This is a genomic window from Streptomyces sp. NPDC046887 (assembly GCF_040644755.1).
In the GTDB taxonomy this organism is placed as follows: Bacteria; Actinomycetota; Actinomycetes; order Streptomycetales; family Streptomycetaceae; genus Streptomyces; species Streptomyces lichenis.
This window is the reverse complement of record NZ_JBEYXH010000030.1, coordinates 1-19,862: the sequence shown is the minus strand read 5'-3', so window position 1 is coordinate 19,862 and position 19,862 is coordinate 1. Positions and strand designations below refer to the sequence as shown.

17 protein-coding genes are annotated in these 19,862 nt (G+C 73.6%); 10 read left to right on the top strand and 7 right to left on the bottom strand.

Annotated features, from left to right (window positions below; translation table 11 throughout):
* The first annotated feature begins 39 nt into the window (after window positions 1-39).
* Window positions 40-1,143: an aminotransferase class V-fold PLP-dependent enzyme gene (locus ABZ945_RS23935; protein ID WP_361273005.1), complete on the top strand. Its 1,104-nt coding sequence runs from the start codon at window positions 40-42 to the stop codon at window positions 1,141-1,143.
* A 70-nt stretch (window positions 1,144-1,213) separates the two neighbouring features.
* Here the strand turns inward: ABZ945_RS23935 and ABZ945_RS23930 are convergent, their stop codons facing one another.
* A complete protein-coding gene (locus tag ABZ945_RS23930; protein ID WP_361273003.1) occupies window positions 1,214-2,236 on the bottom strand; it encodes a LysR family transcriptional regulator in 1,023 nt (340 codons plus the stop codon).
* A 649-nt stretch (window positions 2,237-2,885) separates the two neighbouring features.
* Between ABZ945_RS23930 and ectA the strand changes: the two genes are divergently transcribed.
* From ectA to thpD, 4 genes are all read left to right on the top strand, one after another.
* Complete coding sequence (gene ectA, locus ABZ945_RS23925; protein WP_361273000.1) at window positions 2,886-3,446, top strand: diaminobutyrate acetyltransferase; 561 nt, start codon at window positions 2,886-2,888, stop codon at window positions 3,444-3,446.
* Between the two features lie 100 nt (window positions 3,447-3,546).
* Window positions 3,547-4,815, top strand: a complete 1,269-nt coding sequence (gene ectB, locus ABZ945_RS23920; protein ID WP_248634668.1) for a diaminobutyrate--2-oxoglutarate transaminase — start codon at window positions 3,547-3,549, stop codon at window positions 4,813-4,815.
* Window positions 4,816-4,901: 86 nt separating this feature from the next.
* A complete protein-coding gene (locus ABZ945_RS23915) occupies window positions 4,902-5,300 on the top strand; it encodes an ectoine synthase (protein WP_248634669.1) in 399 nt (132 codons plus the stop codon).
* Between the two features lie 3 nt (window positions 5,301-5,303).
* On the top strand, window positions 5,304-6,200 hold the full coding sequence (thpD, locus tag ABZ945_RS23910) for an ectoine hydroxylase (protein WP_361272995.1): 897 nt from the start codon (window positions 5,304-5,306) through the stop codon (window positions 6,198-6,200).
* 124 nt (window positions 6,201-6,324) lie between these two features.
* Here the strand turns inward: thpD and ABZ945_RS23905 are convergent, their stop codons facing one another.
* Window positions 6,325-7,401, bottom strand: a complete 1,077-nt coding sequence (locus tag ABZ945_RS23905; RefSeq protein ID WP_361272993.1) for an alkene reductase — start codon at window positions 7,399-7,401, stop codon at window positions 6,325-6,327.
* A 173-nt stretch (window positions 7,402-7,574) separates the two neighbouring features.
* On the opposite strand from ABZ945_RS23905, the gene ABZ945_RS23900 reads away from it, so the two are divergent.
* Window positions 7,575-8,132: a MarR family winged helix-turn-helix transcriptional regulator gene (locus ABZ945_RS23900; RefSeq protein WP_361272990.1), complete on the top strand. Its 558-nt coding sequence runs from the start codon at window positions 7,575-7,577 to the stop codon at window positions 8,130-8,132.
* A 350-nt stretch (window positions 8,133-8,482) separates the two neighbouring features.
* On the opposite strand, the gene ABZ945_RS23895 is transcribed toward ABZ945_RS23900, so the two are convergent.
* A complete protein-coding gene (locus ABZ945_RS23895; protein WP_361272988.1) occupies window positions 8,483-9,532 on the bottom strand; it encodes an aminotransferase class V-fold PLP-dependent enzyme in 1,050 nt (349 codons plus the stop codon).
* 98 nt (window positions 9,533-9,630) lie between these two features.
* Here ABZ945_RS23895 and ABZ945_RS23890 point away from each other — a divergent pair, with 98 nt between their 5' ends.
* Window positions 9,631-10,257, top strand: a complete 627-nt coding sequence (locus ABZ945_RS23890) for a hypothetical protein (RefSeq protein WP_361272985.1) — start codon at window positions 9,631-9,633, stop codon at window positions 10,255-10,257.
* A 28-nt stretch (window positions 10,258-10,285) separates the two neighbouring features.
* Here ABZ945_RS23890 and ABZ945_RS23885 read toward each other — a convergent pair whose 3' ends face one another.
* The gene (locus ABZ945_RS23885; RefSeq protein WP_361272982.1) at window positions 10,286-11,353 is read right to left on the bottom strand and encodes a methyltransferase domain-containing protein; all 1,068 of its coding nucleotides are present in this window, start codon (window positions 11,351-11,353) and stop codon (window positions 10,286-10,288) included.
* 163 nt (window positions 11,354-11,516) lie between these two features.
* Here ABZ945_RS23885 and ABZ945_RS23880 point away from each other — a divergent pair, with 163 nt between their 5' ends.
* Entirely contained in the window at window positions 11,517-12,968 is a 1,452-nt protein-coding gene (locus ABZ945_RS23880) for a penicillin-binding transpeptidase domain-containing protein (protein WP_361272979.1), read from the top strand.
* 37 nt (window positions 12,969-13,005) lie between these two features.
* On the opposite strand, the gene ABZ945_RS23875 is transcribed toward ABZ945_RS23880, so the two are convergent.
* Window positions 13,006-13,311 (bottom strand): STAS domain-containing protein, encoded by a 306-nt coding sequence (locus tag ABZ945_RS23875; RefSeq protein ID WP_361272977.1) that lies wholly within the window; start codon window positions 13,309-13,311, stop codon window positions 13,006-13,008.
* Between the two features lie 195 nt (window positions 13,312-13,506).
* On the opposite strand from ABZ945_RS23875, the gene ABZ945_RS23870 reads away from it, so the two are divergent.
* Entirely contained in the window at window positions 13,507-14,787 is a 1,281-nt protein-coding gene (locus ABZ945_RS23870; protein WP_361272975.1) for a TerD family protein, read from the top strand.
* Window positions 14,788-14,879: 92 nt separating this feature from the next.
* Here ABZ945_RS23870 and ABZ945_RS23865 read toward each other — a convergent pair whose 3' ends face one another.
* A complete protein-coding gene (locus tag ABZ945_RS23865) occupies window positions 14,880-15,740 on the bottom strand; it encodes an RNA polymerase sigma factor SigF (protein ID WP_248634678.1) in 861 nt (286 codons plus the stop codon).
* 213 nt (window positions 15,741-15,953) lie between these two features.
* Window positions 15,954-17,489 (bottom strand): hypothetical protein, encoded by a 1,536-nt coding sequence (locus tag ABZ945_RS23860; RefSeq protein ID WP_361272970.1) that lies wholly within the window; start codon window positions 17,487-17,489, stop codon window positions 15,954-15,956.
* 370 nt (window positions 17,490-17,859) lie between these two features.
* On the opposite strand from ABZ945_RS23860, the gene ABZ945_RS23855 reads away from it, so the two are divergent.
* Entirely contained in the window at window positions 17,860-19,707 is a 1,848-nt protein-coding gene (locus ABZ945_RS23855; protein ID WP_361272967.1) for an endonuclease/exonuclease/phosphatase family protein, read from the top strand.
* Window positions 19,708-19,862 lie beyond the last annotated feature (155 nt).

Sequence of the window (19,862 nt, the reverse complement as noted above, 5' to 3'; positions counted from 1 at the left end):
CTGACAGCCCCGACAGCCGCCCCGACAGGAAGAACCGCCGTGACCCACCCTCTGCTGGACCTCGCCCCGCTGACCGCCGCGCGTTTCGCCGCCATCGAGCGCCGGGTCGCCGCGCTGCTGGAGACCCGGCACGACGTGGTGATCACCCAGGGCGAGGCGCTGCTGCCGCTGGAGGGCTGCATCCGCTCCGGCGCCCGGCCCGGCTCGACCGCGCTCAATGTGGTCACCGGCCCCTACGGGCAGACCTTCGGCGGCTGGCTGCGGGACTGCGGCGCCGAGGTGGTGGACCTGGAGGTGCCCTACGACTCGGCGGTCGCCGCCGAGCAGGTCGCCCAGGCGCTGGCGGCCCGGCCGGAGATCGACTTCGTCTCGCTGGTGCACGCCGAGGCGGCCACCGGCAACACCAACCCGGTCGCGGAGATCGGCGAGGTGGTACGGGCGCACGGGGCGCTGTTCATGCTGGACGCGGTCGCCTCGGTGGCCGCCGAGCCGCTGCGTACCGACGCCTGGGGCGTGGACCTGTGTGTGATCGGCGCGCAGAAGGCGATGGGCGGCCCGGCGGGCGTCTCGGCGGTGTCGGTGAGCGAGCGGGCCTGGGAGCGGTTCGCCGCCAACCCGAGCGCCCCGCGCCGCTCGTACCTCTCCCTCCTGGACTGGAAGGAGCGCTGGATCGACGCGGGCCGCCGCGCCCTGCCGCACGCCCCGGCGCAGCTGGAGATGCTGGCGCTGGAGGCCTGTCTGGAGCGGATCGAGGCGGAGGGCCCGGTGGCGGTGATGGCCCGGCACGCCTCGGCCGCGGCGGCGGTACGGGCCGGGGCGGCGGCGCTCGGCGGCGGGCTGGCGCCGTATGTGCGCGAGGCCCGGGACGCGGCGCCGGTCGCCACCACGCTGCGCACCCCGGCCGGGGTGGACGCGGCGGAGCTGGTGGCCCGCGCCCTGGCGGCCGACCCGGGGCTGCCGCTGGTCGCCGGCGGCGGGGCGCTGGCCAAGGAGATGGTCCGGGTCAACCATTACGGCCCGGACGCCACCCCGGGCGCGGTGCTGTCCTCGCTGACCGCGCTGGGCGCCGCCCTCGCGGACACCGGCGCCCCGGTGGACCTGCTCGCCGCCCGCCGGGCCGCGACGGAGGCCTGGGGGGCCTGAGCGGGCAGGGGAGCTACGGCCTGGCCACGCATACGGACTGGTGCGTACGGGACCCAGCCCGCCCCAGCCGTCAGCCGCGGGCGCAGAGGCGGGCGGCCTCGCTCGCGGTGGCGGCGACGGCCGCCCGGGCGGAGGCCGCGGTGCTCGCCTCGCTCACCGAGAGCAGCGCGTCCAGCAGGGCCCGTACCGCGGGGGCGGGCGGCCGGTCGGCGGGGACGGCCAGGGAGACCGGAGTGGTGAGCCCCGGCAGCGTACGGAAGACCACGCCCCGGGGGCCGGAGCGGGCCGGGGCGCCGGCCGGGTACGGCGGGCCCACCGGGTGGAACAGCGTCCAGGACGGCTCGGGGTCGGCGGCCAGCGCGGCCAGGGTCTCCGGCAGGGTGGTGAACGGCGGCCCGGGCGTCCAGGACGGCAGCGCACCCGTCACCAGGTCGTGGAAGGCGGGGTTCGCGGGGCGCGGGGCCAGCCGCAGCGGCAGCCGGGCGAGCCGCGCCGGGTCGGGGTGCTCCTCGGCGGCGAGCGGATGCCCGGCGGGCAGCGCGGCGATCAGCGGCTCCGCCCACAGCGGATGGAGCAGGACGCCCTCGGCGCCGCGGACGGTGCGGACCAGCGCCGCGTCGAAGGTGCCGGAGCGGACGGCCGCGAGCCGCGCCTCCTGAGGGGCGCGCTCCAGCCGCACCCGCAGTCCGCGGTGGCGGGTGGCCAGCCGGTCCACGGCCCGGTACACCCGGTCGGCGAACGCCCGCGCGGTGCCGAGCCGCACCAGGCCCTCGGTGCCGGCGGCGATCCCGGCGGCGGTGGCCCGTACCCGGCCCGCCGCGACCAGCGCGGCCCGTGCCTCGGGCAGCAGCCGCTCCCCGGCCGCGGTGAGCCGCACCCGCGGTTCCGCGGGACGTGCCTCCACGGAAGGTGACCCCGCGGAAACGGCCGGCGCTCCGGGCCTGCGGTCGAACAGCCGCAGCCCCAGCTCCCGTTCCAGCGCGGCCAGCGCGGCGCCCACCGACGCGGGCGGGCGGCCCAGCCGTTCGGCGGCGCGCGCCACCCCGGCCTCCTCGGCGACGGTGACGAAACACTCCAACTGACGCAGCTCCACCCGGTCCCGCCCTCACTGGTCGCCGTACCCGTCGCCGTACCGTCCCGGCGGCCGCCGGTCCCGTGCGGCGCGCGCCGCCACTCTCCTGTACGCGCCGGCGGCCCCGGGTGTTCCCACCCTGATACGGAGCGCGCGGCGAAACGACTCGGCGGAACCATGGCGAGCGGGCCGGGCGGGCGAACGCATACGAGTGCGGGTACGGCCGCGGGTAGGGCGCCGCGGGTAGGGCTACGCGACAGTACGCGCGAATACACTCACAAAACGGAGTCGGCGGTACCCCGCGCTTTCCGGGGCTTTATTTCACCGTCCGAACCCCATGGCGCAGGCATTGCGCAGCGCGATATTCACCTGACAAACACCATATGACTCGGGGGGTAGTTCGCCAGATGCTTCTGCCCCGTTATCGCGGCGGCAAACCTCCTTCATCATCAAGGGACTCCCCGGGCATTCCGGACGCGTTTCCGATGGGTTACGGCCATGTGATCGACTCCACATCGCGCCCGACTTGCCCGGTTAAATACGGGCAAAGACGCACGTGAGAGAGGTGGAGCCGATCGGGGCTCGCGCTCGCGCGATAACACATGGGAGCGGCCCACCCAACCCCTTGGCCCGATGCATTTTCCAGAATCGCTGGGTAAGTTCCAACGACATGACCGCCGCACCAGCAGACCTTGCACGTGCCCGAAACGAATTCGACCGGAAGGCCGACCCGGCCATCGCCATCGACACCCCGCGAGTAGAGGACGGAGCCGCGATCTGGCGTATCGCCCGCGACTCGGAGGTCCTGGACCTCAACTCCTCGTACAGCTATCTGCTGTGGTGCCGTGACTTCGCCGCCACCTCCCTGGTGGCCCGCGGGCCGGAGGGCGAGCCGATCGCCTTCGTCACCGGCTACATCCGCCCGGAGCGCCCTCGGACGCTCGTCGTCTGGCAGGTCGCCGTGGACGACGCCCACCGGGGCCGGGGTCTGGCCGGGGTACTGCTGGACGCGCTCACCGCCCGGGTCGCCGCCCGGGGCGTGGAGACGGTGGAGACCACCATCACGCCCGACAACACCGCGTCCGACCGCCTCTTCACCTCCTACGCGGAGCGCCGGGGCGCGTCCCTGGAGCGTGAGGTCCTCTTCGACGGAGGGCTGTTCCCCGAGGGGACGCACGAGCCGGAGGTGCTGTACCGCATCTCGCCGGTCGCCGCCCAGGCCGCCGCCTGAGCCGGGCGGGCCGGACCGGCCCCCCGCTCCCCCGCTCCCCCCACCCGCAGACTTCGCAGACTTCACCGGCCGCCGCGCCGGACACCGAGGAGAGAACGCAGTGACCATCACCCCGCCCGCCCTGAGTGTCTTCGAGACCGTGGAGTCGGAGGTCCGCTCCTACTGCCGCGGCTGGCCCGCCGTGTTCGACCGTGCGCAGGGCGCCCGGCTGACCGACGAGGACGGGCACAGCTACCTGGACTTCTTCGCCGGGGCCGGCTCGCTCAACTACGGGCACAACAACCCGGTCCTCAAACGCGCCCTGCTGGACTACCTGGAGCGCGACGGCATCACCCACGGCCTGGACATGGCCACGACCGCGAAGCGCGCGTTCCTGGAGTCCTTCCAGAACACCATCCTGCGCCCGCGTGACCTGCCCTACAAGGTCATGTTCCCCGGCCCGACGGGCACCAACGCCGTGGAGGCGGCGCTGAAGCTGGCCCGCAAGGTGAAGGGGCGCGAGGCGATCGTCTCGTTCACCAACGCCTTCCACGGCATGTCCCTGGGCTCGCTCGCCGTGACCGGCAACGCCTTCAAGCGGGCCGGCGCCGGCATCCCGCTGGTGCACGGCACCCCGATGCCGTTCGACAACTACTTCGACGGCAAGGTCCCGGACTTCCTGTGGTTCGAGCGGCTGCTGGAGGACCAGGGCTCCGGTCTGAACAAGCCGGCCGCCGTGATCGTGGAGACCATCCAGGGCGAGGGCGGCATCAACGTGGCGCGGCCCGAGTGGCTGCGCGCGCTGAAGGCGCTGTGCGAGCGGCAGGACATGCTGCTGATCGTCGACGACATCCAGATGGGCTGCGGGCGCACCGGTGCCTTCTTCTCCTTCGAGGAGGCCGGGATCGCGCCGGACATCGTCACGCTGTCCAAGTCGATCAGCGGCTACGGGCTGCCGATGTCGCTCTGCCTGTTCAACCCGGAGCTCGACGTGTGGAGCCCGGGTGAGCACAACGGCACCTTCCGCGGCAACAACCCGGCCTTCGTGACCGCCACCGCCGCGCTGGAGACCTACTGGGCCGACGGCGGGATGGAGAAGCAGACCATCGCCCGCGGTGAGCAGGTCGAGCAGGCGCTGCTGGCGATCTGCGACGAGAACTCCGCGTACGGCGCCCACTACCGGGGCCGCGGCCTGGTCTGGGGTCTGGAGTTCACCGACCCGGCGCGGGCCACCGCCGTCTGCGCCCGCGCCTTCGAGCTGGGGCTGCTGCTGGAGACCTCCGGCCCGCAGAGCGAGGTCGTCAAGCTGCTGCCGCCGCTGACCGTGACCCCGGAGGAGCTGGACGAGGGTCTGCGCACCCTGGCCCGCGCGGTCCGCGAGACCGCCTGAGCCCGCCGCCGGACCGGGGCGCCCGAGCCGCCCCCGGTCCGGCGGCCACCCGCCCCGTACGCATACGTGAGAGGAACCCGTACACCGTGATCGTCCGTTCGTTCAAGGAGATCGAGAACACCGACCGGCATGTCAAGGCCGCGTCCGGGACCTGGGAGTCAAAGCGCATCGTGCTCGCCAAGGAGAAGGTCGGCTTCTCCCTGCACGAGACGGTGCTCTACGCCGGCACCGAGACCTCCATGTGGTACGCCAACCACATCGAGGCCGTGCTCTGCGTCGAGGGCGAGGCCGAGCTGACCAACGACGAGACCGGTGAGACGCACTGGATCGAGCCGGGCACCATGTACCTGCTCGACGGCCATGAGCGCCACACCATGCGCCCGAAGACCGACTTCCGGTGCGTCTGCGTCTTCAACCCTCCCGTCACCGGGCGGGAGGACCACGACGAGAACGGTGTCTACCCACTGCTGACCGAGGAGGCCTGAACCATGACCGCGACCACCGACACCACGAGCACGAACACCGCTCCGCAGGACCTGTACCCGACCCGGGGCGCCGCCGAGGTGCGCACGCCCCGCCGGGACCCGGTGGTGTGGGGGCAGCTCACACCGGAGCTGGAGTCGTTCGAACGGGACGGGTTCCTCGCGGTCGACCAGCTGCTCACCCCGGACGAGGTCGGCGTCTACCAGGCCGAGCTGGACCGCCTGGTGAGCGACCCGCAGGTGCGCGCCGACGAGCGCTCCATCATCGAGCCGCGCTCCCAGGACGTGCGCTCGGTCTTCGAGGTGCACCGGATCAGCGAGGTCTTCGCCAGGCTGGTGCGTGACGAGCGCGTCGTCGGCAAGGCCCGGGAGATCCTCGGCTCGGAGGTGTACGTCCACCAGTCCCGGATCAACGTCAAGCCCGGGTTCGGGGCGTCCGGTTTCTACTGGCACTCGGACTTCGAGACCTGGCACGCCGAGGACGGTCTGGCCCGGATGCGCACGGTCTCGGTGTCCATCGCGCTCACCGAGAACCATGACACCAACGGCGGTCTGATGATCATGCCGGGGTCGCACCAGACCTTCCTGGGCTGCGCGGGCGAGACGCCGAAGGACAACTACAAGAAGTCGCTCCAGATGCAGGACGCGGGCATCCCCTCCGACGAGGCCCTCACCGGCTTCGCGGAGGCCCACGGCATCAAGCTGTTCACCGGCAAGGCCGGTTCGGCGACCTGGTTCGACTGCAACGCGATGCACGGCTCGGGCGACAACATCACCCCGTTCCCGCGCAGCAATGTGTTCATCGTCTTCAACAGCGTGGAGAACACGGCGGTGGAGCCCTTCGCGGCCCCGATCCGCCGCCCGGAGTTCATCGGCGCCCGGGACTTCACCCCGGTGCGGTGACCCGGTACTGCCGGTACTGCCGTTACTGAGCGGCGGCCGCCGAGGCCGTCTCCCACACCGAGGGGCGGGACCCGTCACGCACGGGTCCCGCCCCTCGGCGTACGGGATGCGGGGAGGTGCCGGCTCACACCGCCAGCGCCGGGTAGTCGGTGTAGCCGCGCCGGTCGCCGCCGAAGAAGGCGGCGGGGTCCGGGGTGTTGAACGGGCCGCCGGCCTTCAGCCGGGCCGGCAGGTCCGGGTTGGCCAGGAACAGCGCGCCGAAGGCGAGCAGGTCGGCGGTGCCGTCCTCGATCAGCGCCAGCTCCTCCACGCCGGTGGGACGCTCGCCGGTGAAGGGGTTGAGCACCAGCGCGCCGGAGAACCGCTTGCGCAGCTCCACGGTGAGCTCGCGCCGCCCCTGGGCCTCCATCAGGTGGAGGTACGCCAGGCCCAGCGGCTCCAGGGCCTCCGCCAGCGCGGTGTACTGGGCGCCCGGCTCCGGCTCCTCGATGTCGTTGTAGGCGCCGCCGGGCGAGAGGCGCAGGGCGGTGCGCTCGGGGCCGATCGCCTCGGCGACCGCCTTGGCCACCTCGACGGCGAAGCGGTTGCGGTTCTCCTGGGAGCCGCCCCACTCGTCGGTGCGGTGGTTGGTGTTCGGGGCCAGGAACTGGTGGATCAGATAGCCGTTGGCGCCGTGCAGCTCGACCCCGTCGAACCCGGCCTCCACCGCGTTGCGGGCGGCGGTGGCGTAGTCGGCGATCGCCTCGCGGATCCCGTCGGCGGTCAGCTCGCGGGGGGTGGGGAAGTCCTTCATCCCCTCGGCGGTGAAGAGCTGGCCCTTGGGGGTGATCGCGGACGGGCCGGCCGGGTGCAGGTCGCCGGGCTGGTCGGCGGTGACGGAGGGGTGCCCGATCCGGCCCGCGTGCATGATCTGGGCGAAGATCCGGCCGCCCTCGGCGTGTACGGCGTCGGTGACCGTGCGCCAGGCGGCGATCTGCTCCGCGCTGTGCAGGCCCGGGGTGTCCGGGTAGCCCTGGCCGGCCGCGGAGGGCTGGACGCCCTCGGTGATGATCAGCCCGGCCGAGGCGCGCTGGGCGTAGTACTCGGCGGTGAGCTCGTTGGGCACCCGGCCGACGGCCCGGCTGCGGGTCATCGGGGCCATGGCGATGCGGTTGGCGAGCGGGGTCCCGGCGAGGTCGATGGGGTCGAAGGCGGTGGTCATGGCAGCTCCCGGCAATTCCTTGGTCAGCCAAGTATTTGGCTTTATGTGGTCGGCCAACTTTTCGGTGCGGGGCCCACCGTACACCATTACTTGGCCGACCAAGGTAAAATCGGGGGCACGGGATGTCCGTGGGCTGCTGGACCGGCCCGAGCCCGACAGAGAGCGAGAAGCGGATGGACCACGACGACCCCGGGGCGGACGCCGGACCCGGCTGTCCCGACGCACTGCCCTCCGCGGCCCGCGGCGGCCCGACCTCCCACGCCCTCTCCCGGGTGGCCCGGCTGCACCGGATCACCGCCGGCCGGCTGCTGCGGGCGGCCGGGCTCTACCCGGGCCAGGAGTTCGTGATGATGTACCTCTGGGACTCCGGCCCGGTGCGGCAGTCGGAGCTGATCCGGGTGATGGAGCTGGACCCCTCCACGGTCACCAAGATGCTCCAGCGCCTGGAGCAGGGCGGGCACGTCCGGCGCAGCCCCGACCCGGCCGACCGCCGAGCGGTCCTGGTGGAGGCCACCGAGACCAGCTGCGCCCTGCTGAAGGACGTCAGCGGCGCGTGGAGCGAGCTGGAGGAGCGGACCCTCGCCGGTCTGCGCCCCGCCGAGCGCGCCGAGCTGTCCCGGCTGCTGGGCCTGGTGGAGGCCAACCTCTGCCGCGAGGTCTCCGCGGGCTGCCCGACGGCGGGCGGCTCCCCCGCCGGTGCGGGGGCGCCCGAGGGCGCCGCGAACTGCTGAGGGACCCGGCGCCGCGGTTGCCCCCCCGGGGGGCGCGAACTGCTGACGGTCCTGCCCTGCCCGTACGGCCACGGTCGCGGCGGGCCCGGACGGCCACGGCCCGGCGAACCCGGACGGCTACGGCCCGGCGAGCCCTGCCCGTACGGCTACGGTCGCAGTGGTACGGGGTCCCGGTCCGCACGGCCGCGGCTCCCGCCCGTACGGGCTACGGCCGCGCCCGCCCGCTACCGCACCGGCCCACGCCGTACGGCCACGATGCCGCCCATGCCCGTACAGCCCCGGACCCGCACGGCTCCGACCCGCGTCCGGCGCGACGGCTGAACCGTCCCCGGCCCGGTGCCCCGCGCCCGTCACTCCGCCGCGGCCAGCACCTCCAGGGCCCGGTCCACGTCGGCCGCCGAGTTGTACAGATGGAAGGCGGCCCGCAGATTGCCGTCGGTGACCGAGACGACCACCCCGGCGCGGGCGAGCACCGGCTGCGCTCCGCCCAGTCCGGGGACGGCCACGATCGCCGAGTCCCCCGGCACCGGGGTGTGCCCGAGCGCGGTCAGTCCGGCGCGGAAGCGGGCGGCGAGCCCGGTGGCGTGGGCGTGCAGCGCGGGCAGGCCGATCTCCTCCACCAGGGCCAGGGACCGCTCGGCCGCGTGGTACGCGAGGAAGCTCGGCGGCTCGTCGAACCGGCGGGCCGAGCGGGCGAGCGTGAGCGCCCCGTACATCTCGTCCCTCGTCTCGGCGGCGAACAGCCCCGGGGCGAGCGGCCGCAGCGACTCCTGGGCGTCCTCACGCACGGTGAGGAAGGACACCCCGCGCGGGCTGAGCAGGAACTTGTACGCGGAGGTCACGGTGTAGTCGTACGCGCCGGCCTCCAGCGGCAGCCAGCCCGCGGCCTGGGTGGCGTCCAGCAGGATCCGCGCCCCGTGGGCGGACGCCGCCTCCCGTACCGCCGCCAGATCCGCGACCCGGCCGTCGGCGGACTGGACCGCCGAGAGGGCGACCAGCGCGGTGCCGGGGCGTACCGCGTCCGCCAGCTCGCCCAGCGGCGCGAACCGGAGCCTCAGATCGGGGCGGGCCGAGAACGGGGTGACGACCGAGGCGAAGTCCCGTTCCGGGAAAAGCACTTCGGCGCCGGGCGGCAGTGCGGCGGCGATCAGCCCGGAGAAGCCGGCGACCGAACCGGCCATCGCCACCCGGTCCGCCGCCACCCCGGCCAGTCGGGCGAACGACTCGCGTACCGCCGCCGCCGAGGCGAGGCTGCCGCCGGTCCGCTCGTTGCCCGCCGCGGTGTCCTCGGCCAGCTCCCGTACCGCCGCCACCGCCCGGCGGGGCACCAGTCCGCAGGAGGCGGTGTTCAGATAGGTGGACACGGGCGCGAACTCGTCACCGCCGAGGGGGGTCTCCATGCCCCCACCATGATCCATCCGCCGACCCGGGTCAACGGCGTTCCTCCGGCCTTCGGTACGGTGCACCGCAGTTGACCGCCGGCACTTCGGGGGGAACCGTGCGAACCGTTGGCGCGAGGCGTACGAGGCGTCTGCTGCTGCCGGTCGCGGTGGCGGGCGCGCTGGCCCTGTCCGGCTGCGGCACGGAGCGGCCGGGTCAGCCGGGCGGCCCGTCGGACCCGGCGACGGCCACCGCCACCGCCTCGGGCTCCGCCGGTCCCCAGACCGCGGAACGGGCCGCGCACGACCGGGCCTTCCCCGGGGTGGCGCGGGCCTGCGCCGAGGCTCCGAGCACCGCGCCCAGCGGCCCGGCGCCCACCGGCGCCACCATGGACCCGGAGGCGGCCACGTACGCGGAGAACCACGCGTTCACGCGCGAGCTGCCGATGCGGCCGGACGCCGAGTGCCGGGGCCGGGCGCACGCCGAGCGGATCGTCGGGGCGCTGTCGGGCGCGGCCGGGAAGGCGGCCGCGGACGAGCCCGGACTGCGCGAGGCGCTGGCGGGGCTCGGCTATCCGGCGGAGGGCACCGAGGTGTACCAGGACGGCGGCGGAAGGCTGGCCTTCAGCCTCTCCGTCCCGGAGACCGGCCTTTGCGTCAGCGGCCGGCTCGGCCCCCCGGTCGCCGCCCGGGCACACGGCTACTACGCCGAGGGCGGCTGCGTGAAGCCCAGAGGCGGACACTGAGACCACCGCACCGACCACCGCACCCCGCTCATCCGCCGGAAACCACCGTCGCGGTGTAGTAGACGTTCACCGGGTCGCCCTCGACCGAGCGCACGTCGACCTCCTGGAAGCCGGCCTCGGCCAGCATCCGGCGGGCGGTCTGCTCGCCCCAGACGGTGCCGAGGCCCGCGCCGCCCGCGGAGAGGGAGGTGGTCATGCAGTAGAAGACCGAGAAGCCGAAGAGCAGCGGCCCGAAGGGGTGGCCGATGTTCTCCTCCAGGTTGCTGGAGGCGGCGATGTCCCCCATCAGGAAGGTGCCCCCGGGCCGCAGGGCGGCGGCGATCGCGGTCAGCGCCTCGGCCGGCCGGGCCAGGTCGTGGATCACGTCGAACGCGGTGACCAGGTCGTAGGAGCCGGTCAGCGCGGACGCGTCGCCCACGGTGTAGCGGACGTTGTCCAGCGCGCGGCGCTCCGCCTCCCGGCGGGCCTCGGCGATGCCGTCCTCGGAGCGGTCCACGCCGTGGAAGCGGCTGCGCGGGAAGGCCCCGGCGAGCACGGCGGGCGCCCGGCCCTGCCCGGTGCCCACGTCCAGGGCGTCCATTCCCTCCCCCAGCCGCTCGGCCAGCCCGGGGACGATGGGCACGATGGTGTCCAGCAGCGCGGTGTCGTAGACCCGGGCGGTCTCCCGGGCCTGGAGCGCCTGGAAGCGCGGGTACGCCGAGTACGGCACGCCGCCGCCCTCGCGGAAGCAGGCCAGCACGCGCTGCTCCACCTCCCCCATCAGCCCGATGTAGGGCGCCATCGAGGCGAGGTCGTCCAGGCCGGCGGCGGTGGTGAGGCAGGCGGCGTGCTCGGCCGGCAGCGCATAGGTGCCGGTCCCCGGCTCGTACTCCACGATCCCGCCGACGACCATGCCGCCGAGCCACTCCCGGACGTACCGCTCGTCCAGCCCGGCCCGTTCGGCGATGGCGGCGCTGCCGGCCGGCTCCAGGCCGGCCATGGTGTCGAGGAGCCCCGTCTGGTGCCCGAGGCTGACGAGCATCGCCAGCGCGCCCTTGTTGAGCGTGTCGATCATCTGGCCGGCGAAGGCCTCCTGCCGGCCGGGGTCGGGTGCCATGGTTTCCTCCCGGGTTTCCTCCCGGAGACGGCGGACACCCCCGTCATCCACGCTACGCCGGACCGGAGGACCCGGTCATCCGTCCGCTCACCGTATGAACGTTTGGTGAGAAAACCGGCCGAACGGAACTCGGCCGGACCGCCCGCTCGTCCCCCTGGGCGGGATGAACAAGACGATTCGACGGGCCGCGGTCTTCACGCTGCTGCTGGTGTTCGCCCTGCTGCTGCGGGCGACCTGGGTGCAGGCGTACGACGGGAAGGCCCTGGCCGACAACACGCACAACCGGCGGAACCTGATGGCGAAGTACGCCCAGCCGCTCGGGGACATCATCGTGGCCGGTTCGCCGGTCACCGGCTCGAAGGAGGCCCGCAGCGGCGATCTGCGCTACCAGCGGACGTACCAGGGCGGCGGGCTGTACTCGGCGGTGACCGGCTACAGCTCCCAGGCGTACGGCACCAACCAGCTGGAGGGCATCTATTCGGACGTCCTGGACGGCACCGACACCCGGCTGAAGAATCCGCTGGGCGCGCTCACCGGTGAGCAGGCCTCCCCGGGGGACGTGCTCACCACCATCGACCCGGCGGTGCAGAAGGCCGGGTACGAGGCGCTGGGCGACGCCAAGGGGGCGGCCGTGGCGATGGACCCGAAGAGCGGGCGCATCCTCGGCATGGTCAGCACCCCCTCGTTCGACCCCTCGAAGATCGCCGGCTCCTATGACGGCGACGCCTGGAAGGCGCTCAACGAGGACGAGGACAAGCCGCTGGTGAACCGGGCGATCCGGCAGCCGGTGGCGCCCGGCTCCACCTTCAAGCTGGTGGTGGCCGCCGCCGCGCTGGAGGACGGGCTGTACGGGTCGGTGGACGAGGCCACCGACAGCCCCAACCCCTACCGGCTGCCGGGCACCCGCACCGACCTGCGGAACGAGAACGCCTCGGCGCCCTGCGAGGACGCCTCCCTCCGGGTCGCGCTCCAGTACTCCTGCAACAACGTCTTCGGCAAGCTGGCGGTGGACCTGGGCCAGGAGAAGGTGAAGGCCATGGCCGACCGGTTCGGCTTCGACAACGAGAAGCAGGACGTCCCGGTCCGGGCGTACGCCAGCCGCTATCCGACCGGTATGGACCGGGCGCAGACCGCGCTCTCCGGCATCGGGCAGTTCGATGTGACGGCCACCCCGCTGCAGGTCTCCATGGTGTCGGCCGCGCTGGCCAACGACGGAGTGCTGGTCGACCCGCACCTGGTGTCCAAGGTGGTGGACGCCGACGGCGACCCGCTGGAATCCTTCGAGGACCCCGGCGAGAAGCGGGTCGTCTCCGGGCGGACCGCGGGGCAGCTGCGGGACGCGATGCGCACCGTGGTCGAGGAGGGCACCGGCACCAACGCCCGGATCGACGGCGCGGAGGTCGGCGGCAAGACCGGCACCGCCCAGCGCGGGGTGGACAACAGCGGTACGCCGTACGCCTGGTTCACCTCCTACGCCAAGGACGAGAGCACCGGCAAGCAGGTCGCCGTCGCCGTCTTCGTGGAGGACTCGCACGCCGCCCGCAACGAGGTCAGCGGCAACGGCCTGGCCGCGCCGGTGGCGAAGAAGATGATGGCGGCCGCGCTCGGCCGGTGACGGCGTCCTTCACCGGGCCCTGGTCTCCTCAAGGAGCTCACGGCCCGGTGAGGACGTGCCGGCAGCCGGCCAGGTCCAGGGTGCGGGCCACCAGCGGGCTGCACGCGATGACCCGCAGCCCGCCACCGGCCCGGAGGGCCGCGGTGCGCAGGGCGAGCAGGGTGCCGATGCCGGAGGAGTCGAGGAAGGACAGCGGTTCGAGGTCCAGTTCGACCTGGGCGCCGGACAGCGGGGCGAGTGCCGCGATCACCTCCGGGCAGGTGTGCAGGTCGAGCTCGCCGTGCATCCGGGCCAGTACGGGCCGGATGCCGGCGAGGACGTCGATGCGCAGATCGGTGCCCACTGCCGCGGCCTCCCTGGGGTTTTCCGGCCCTCGTGTCCGGCCGGGAGCGCCGTACGCCCCCGGACACATGATCCACACAGCCTTCCCGCACCTCCTTCACCCGGGGTCGCCGTCCGGCGCGCCGCCGTACGGGGTACGGGCGCCGGGGACGGGAACGGCGGTGGCGGACCGCTCGTTACCCCTGGCATGACAGCTATGACCCCCGGCTCGAACATCCCCCTCCCCGTGGCCCGTGTGGCGGTGGACGTCTCCGCGCCCGTGCGGCTCGACGTATCGGGCCTGCTGCTCACCGCCGACGGCAAGGTGCGGTCCGACGACGACTTCATCTTCTACAACCAGCCGTCCGGCCCCGGAGTGACCTACCGCTCGGGCGGAGGCACCGCCCCCGACGCGATCGTGGTGGACACCGCCGCGCTGCCGCCGGGCATCGAGAAGGTCGTGGTCACCGCCAGCCCGGACGCCGCCGGCCAGAGCTTCCAGGGAATCGAGCCCACGGCGACCGTGCGCGGCGCCGACGACGGCTCCCCGCTGGCCACCTTCACCCCGCCGCGGCTGGGCACCGAGACCGCGCTGGTCGTGGTCGAGGTCTATCTGCGCAACGGCGCCTGGAAGGTGCGCGCGGTCGGCCAGGGGTACGCGAACGGGCTGGCCGGCATCGCCACCGACTTCGGCGTCTCGGTGGACGAGGAGCCCGCCGCCGCCCCGGCCGCAGCGCCTCAGCCCCCGTCGGCCCCGACCCCGTCCTCCGCCGCGCAGCCGCCGTCGGCCCCGTCCGCCCCGCCTGCGTGGTCCGCCCCTCAGCCGCCCTCCGCGCCTCAGCCGCCTTCCGCCCCGCAGCCGCAGGCCGCCCCGCCCGCTCCCCCGGCGCCCGCCGCCCCGGCCGCGCCGCCCACCGGGGGGAAGGTCAACCTGGACAAGGGGCGGGTCAGCCTCCAGAAGAACCAGACGGTCTCCCTGGTCAAGGGCGGCCGGCCGCTGCTGTCGCAGGTCAAGATGGGCCTCGGCTGGGAGCCCGCGTACCGGGGCCGGGACATCGACCTGGACGCCTCGGTCATCGCCTACGGGCCGCAGCGCAACCACCTGGACAGCTGCTACTTCGGCAAGCTGACCATCCTGGGCGGCTCGGTCAAGCACTCCGGGGACAACCTCACCGGTGAGGGCGCGGGGGACGACGAGGTCATCATGGTGGACCTGGGCCGGCTGCCCGCGGACGTCAGCGGGCTGGTCTTCACGGTCAACAGCTTCTCCGGGCAGAAGTTCACCGAGGTCGCCAAGGCGTACTGCCGACTGATGGACGCGGCCAGCGGCGAGGAGCTGGTCCGCTTCGACCTGACCTCCGCCGAGCCGCAGACCGGGGTGATGATGGCCAAGCTGATCCGGCAGTTCTCCGGTGAGTGGGAGATGACCGCGATGGGCGACTTCGTGAAGTCGCGCACGGTCCGCGGGATGGTCAAGCCCGCCGCCCAGGCGCTGTAGCCCGCCGACAGGGCGGAGAACGCCGAACGGCCGGGGCCCCTGGGGAGGGGCCCCGGCCGTTTCCCTGTCCCAAGGATCCGGGAGGGAGCGGTTCAGCGGGTGGTCAGCATGCCCTCGCGGAGCCGCTTCAGGGTGCGGGACAGCAGCCGCGAGACGTGCATCTGCGAGCAGCCCAGGTGCTCGGCGATCTGCGACTGGGTCAGCTCCTCGACGAACCGCATGTGGATGATCCGGCGGTCCCGCTCGTCCAGCGCGGCGATCAGCGGGGCCAGCGCGTGGAAGTCCTCCACCAGCTCCATGGCGTGGTCCTCGGCACCGATGAAGTCGGCGAGGGCGGCCTCGCCCTCCTCGGCGCCGTTGATCGCGGCGTCCAGCGAGGAGGAGTTGTAGCCGTTGGAGGCCAGCCGGGCCTCGGTGACCTCCTCCTCGGTGAGGTTCATCAGCTCGGCCAGCTCCTTGACCGTGGGGGTGCGGCCCAGCCGGGTGCGCAGCTCCTCGGTGGCGCGGGCCAGCTCGACCCGGGCCTCCTGGAGGCGGCGGGGGACGTGCACGGCCCAGGAGGTGTCACGGAAGAAGCGCTTGATCTCGCCCACGATGTAGGGGACGGCGAAGGTGGTGAACTCGACCTCGCGGGAGAGTTCGAACCGGTCGATCGCCTTGATCAGGCCGATCATGCCGACCTGGACGATGTCCTCCATCTCGTCCGCGCCCCGGCTGCGGAAGCGGCCCGCGGCGTAGCGGACGAGGGACATGTTCATCTCGATGAGGGTGTTGCGCGCGTACTGGTACGCGTGCGTGCCCTCCTCCAGGACCGCGAGCTGCTCGAAGAACAGCTTGGACAGGGCCCGTGCGTCCTTGGGCGCCACCTTCATGGGGTCGGCGACCTGCGGCAGCAGCTCCTGGGCGCTGCTGAGCTGGTCGGCCCGTGTCCGCGTCACCGTCGTCACCGTCATGCTCCTTCTGTCCCTCCCTCTACAGGTCGGTCCCCAGTGTCTCGCACGGACCGACGAAGCACCGTCTACCCCGGCCGTTCGAGTGCATGCACACAGTTTTCCGACAGGTCTGCCACGGAAGTTTCGACCGGCGTGTTCGAAGGCCCCGGCCGACCGGCCACCGTCCTCTCCCCACCCTCTTCCGTACCTTCCGTACCGTCCGGGCCCGGCCTCTCAGCTCCCGGCCTTCGACCGGGCCTTGAACGCCGCCTTGCGGGCCTCCTTGGCCACCGCCTTGTCCCGGTGCAGCCGGCCCATGGCCTCCAGCACCTCCGGGGTGGCCGGGTGGTCGACCCGCCAGGCCGCGTCGAAGAAGCCGCCGTGCTGGCCGGTCAGCCCCTCCACCAGGTCCCGCAGCTCCTCCAGGTCCTCGCCGCCGGCCGCGTCGAGCTGGGCCGCGATGGTGTCCACGGCCAGCCAGAAGATCATCGGCTCGGGCGGGGGCGGTACGTCGGCGGCGCCGCGCTCGGCGAGCCAGACCCGGGCCAGCCCGCCCAGCTGCGGATCGTCCAGCACCTCCCGTACGGCCGGTTCGGCGTCCGCGCCGACCAGGGTGAGGGCCTGCTGGCAGTGCAGCCGGCGCAGCGGGGAGCCGGCGTCGGCGCCCCGGGCGGCGGCCAGCAGGTCCCGGGCGGCCGCGGCCGGGTCGCGGGAGGCGAGCCAGGCCTCGGTCTCGGCCCGCGCGGCGGGCTCCGGGTAGTCGGCGACCCCGGCGAGCAGCGCGTCCGCGTCCTTGCCGGCCAGTTCGCCGACGACCGGGGCGGTCAGCCCGGCCTCCAGGAGCCGGGCGCGCACCCCGTACCGGCCGAGCGGGGTCAGCCGGACCATCCCGTACCGCCGTACGTCCTCCTCGTCCAGTTCGTCCAGCGGCGCCGCGGCGGCCCCGGCTCCCCCGTTCCCGTCCTCCTCGTCCGCCTCGTCCTCCTCCGCCATCAGCGCCTCGTCCACCGGCTGGTACTCGACCAGGCCGATCGGCTCCAGCACCCGGAACTGGTCGTCCAGGCGCATCATCGCCTCGGAGACCTGCTCCAGTACGTCGTCGGTGGGTTCGCGCATGTCGTCGGGGACGAGCATGGAGGCGGCGAGCGCGGGCAGCGGGATCGGCGCGTCGGCCGGGCCGCCCTCGGAGACGGTCAGCAGATAGAGGTTGCCGAGGACGGCGTCCAGGAAGTCGGCCTCCTGCTCCGGGTCCCAGTCCAGGGCGCCGAGGTCGATCTCGCCGTCCTCCCCGGTGACGTCCGCGAGGTCGTCCAGGAGCGGGGCGGCGGCGTCGGCGAGGGCGGTCTCCAGGGCCTCCCGCCAGAGCGCCAGCACATCCTGCGGAGCGCCACCGGTCACCAGCGAGAGCAGTTCCCCGGCCACCACCGCCCCGGCGACCTCCCCGTCCTCCCCGTCCGCGTCCGCGTCTCCGTCCCCGTCCCCGTCCCCGTCCAGGTCGGCGACCTCCACCAGTCCGGTGTCCAGGGCGACCCGCCAGGCCTCGCCGGCGTACGCCTCACCGTCCTCGTCGGGGATGAGGCCCAGCGCCACGGCCGCCGCGGCGAGTTGGCCCTCGGCGAGTTCGCCGTCCAGGTCGACGCGGGTCTCCGGGCCGGCCCAGCGGGCCAGCCGCACGGCCCGTACCAGCAGCGGGGCGGCCAGCGCGTCCCGTGCGAGCTCGGCCTCGGACGGCAGCCGAACCGGCGGCAGGGTGGGGCGATCCGGCGACATCAGCGGTCTCTCCTCAGTGTGTACGGGGTGGGTTTCCCCAGGTACGGGCCCTCGGGCGCGGGTTCGGGCGCGGGCCGGGCGCCCCCAGCGTAGACGTCCCTCGGGTGCCTGCCCGGCAGTTCGCCCGAAGGCCACCCGCCGGACACCCGCACACCCTTGACAAGTTCCCGCCCATGACCGGAAATTGACGCGCGTAGAGCAATGCGTGGCAGCACTGCGCAGCGCGACGGTCCGCGGTCCACCGCGAAGCGTCCGGGATCAGCGGTCCGACCGCGGGGCCCGGGCGGTTCCGGACGGCGGACCGGCCCGGCGGCCGGCCCACGAGGCAGCCGTCGGGACGCTTCCCACCCTCATACCAACGGAGCCCCTGTTGACGTCCTCCCACCTGCCGAGAACCGCCGCCGTTCCGGCCGTCATCGCCCTCGCCCTGGCCGCCGGGCTGCTCGCCGGCGCGGGGAGCGCTGCCGCCGACGGCGCGGCCGGCGCGGACCCGGTCCGTATCCACGACATCCAGGGGACCACCCGGATATCCCCGCTCGCCGGGCAGCAGGTCACCGGGGTGGCCGGCGTCGTCACCGGGGTGCGGACCTACGGCTCGCGCGGCTTCTGGTTCCAGGACCCGAACCCGGACGCCGACCCGGCCACCAGCGAGGGCCTGTTCGTCTTCACCAGCTCGGCGCCCACGGTCAAGGTCGGCGACGCGGTGCAGGTCTCCGGCACGGTCACCGAGTACGTGCCGGGCGGGGTGAACTCCGGCAACCAGTCGCTGACCCAGCTGACCAAGCCGGTCGTCACCGTGGTCTCCTCGGGCAACGCGCTGCCCGCCGCGGTGGCGATCACCGCCCGCTCGGTGCCGGACGCCTACACCCCGGACGGCGACCCGGCGGCCGGCGGCTCGGTCAACGCCCTGCCGCTGAAGCCCCGCCGCTACGCGCTGGACTACTACGAGTCGCTGGAGGGCGTGAACGTCAAGGTCGGCACCTCGCGGGTGGTCGGCGCCACCGACCCGTACCACGAGCTGTGGGTGACGGTGAAGCCGGACGAGAACGACAACCGGCGCGGCGGCACGGTCTACGGCTCCTACCGGGACCAGAACACCGGCCGCCTGCAGATCCAGTCGCTGGTCCCGGTGGCCGAGCAGCCCTTCCCGAAGGCGAACGTCGGCGACCGGCTGACCGGCACCACCGAGGGCCCGCTGGACTTCAACCAGTTCGGCGGCTACACCCTGACCGCGCGCACCCTGGGCACGGTGCAGGACCGCGGGCTGAAGCGCGAGGTGACGCGCAAGCAGCGCTCCGGCGAGCTGGCCGTGGCCACGTACAACGTGGAGAACCTGGACCCGACCGACCCGCGGGAGAAGTTCGACGCGCTCGCCAAGGCGGTCGTCGACAATCTCTCCTCGCCGGACATCCTCGCCCTGGAGGAGATCCAGGACGACAACGGGGCGAAGAACGACGGCACGGTGGCGGCCGGTGCGACGGTCCGCACGTTCACCGAGGCGATCAAGGCGGCCGGCGGACCGGCGTACGAGTGGCGCTCGATCGACCCGGTGAACAACGCGGACGGCGGCGAGCCCGGCGGCAACATCCGCCAGGTGTTCCTGTTCAACCCGGCCCGGGTGTCCTTCACCGACCGCGGGGCGGGCGACGCGACCACCGCGACCGGTGTCGTACGGGAGCGGGGCAAGGCGGCGCTGACCCACTCCCCCGGCCGCATCGACCCGGCGAACACCGCCTGGGAGGCCAGCCGCAAGCCGCTGGCCGGTGAGTTCACCTTCCGCGGCCGCACGGTCTTCGTCATCGCCAACCACTTCGGCTCCAAGGGCGGGGACGAGTCGCTGGTCTCGCACCGCCAGCCGCCGAACCGCTCCTCCGAGGTCAAGCGCCTGGCGCAGGCGCAGGCGGTGAACGCCTTCGTCAAGGACGTGCTGGAGGTGCAGCGCTCCGCGGACGTGGTGGTCCTCGGCGACATCAACGACTTCGAGTTCTCCGCGACGACCAAGGCCCTGACCGACGGCCGCGCCCTGCGCGCCGCCGTGAAGTCGCTGCCCCGCTCGGAGCGCTACTCCTACGTCTACCAGGGCAACAGCCAGGTGCTGGACCAGATCCTGACCAGCCCCTCGATCCGCGACTTCGACTACGACAGCGTGCACATCAACGCCGAGTTCGCGGCCCAGGACAGCGACCACGACCCCCAGGTCCTGCGCTTCCGCCCGTAGCCGGTAGCCGGTAGCCGGTAGCCGGTACCCCGGCCGCTTCCGCCGGCGGAAGCGGCCGCGGGCCCGCATGGCGAAGGGCCCGGGGGGGACCGCCCCGCGCGGCGGCGGGGGGGGGCGCCGGCCCGACCCACCGCGCGGGCGACCCGGCGCGCACC